This window comes from Dietzia sp. IBK-p2-15D, assembly GCF_057773105.1.
In genome coordinates this window covers 1-440 of sequence record NZ_JBYMTK010000111.1, presented here as the reverse complement: position 1 = coordinate 440, position 440 = coordinate 1, and the positions used below count along the sequence as shown (strand labels likewise).

The following is a 440-nucleotide window of genomic DNA, read 5'->3' as shown; positions in this document are numbered from 1 at the left end:
AATGATTTAACAACATGGTCAATTTGTTCATCAATCCCAAAAAATTCTTTCTTTAATGTTTCTTTAACATTTTCAATTTTATTTACCATCTTGTACGTTTTTTATTTTTTTTAATAGTTCAATTTCTTCCTTATTTAGATTTTTTGGCATTATATGTTTTATATGCACATATAAATCACCGTAATTTTTTGAACCCATGATTGGCATTCCTTGTTTACTTAATTTGAATGGTTGACCATCTTCAGTTCCTACATTTAAACTAAATTTGTTTTGTTTTCCGTTTATACAATCAACAATAACTTTCTCACCTAATAAACAATCAATTATAGGAACCTCCAAGGTTCTATGTAAATCATTGTTTTCTCTATGGAATATATTGTCTTGTATTTCTGTTATTACCACTATTAGATCACCTCTCATCATACTACCATTAATGAAAT

Annotated in this window: 1 protein-coding gene; it reads right to left on the bottom strand. The window is 26.4% G+C overall.

The window, feature by feature from the left end:
- Window positions 1–78: 78 nt before the first annotated feature.
- A partial coding sequence (locus tag AC3DEV_RS17115) for a J domain-containing protein (protein WP_488372893.1) occupies window positions 79–440 on the bottom strand: 362 nt, incomplete at its 5' end.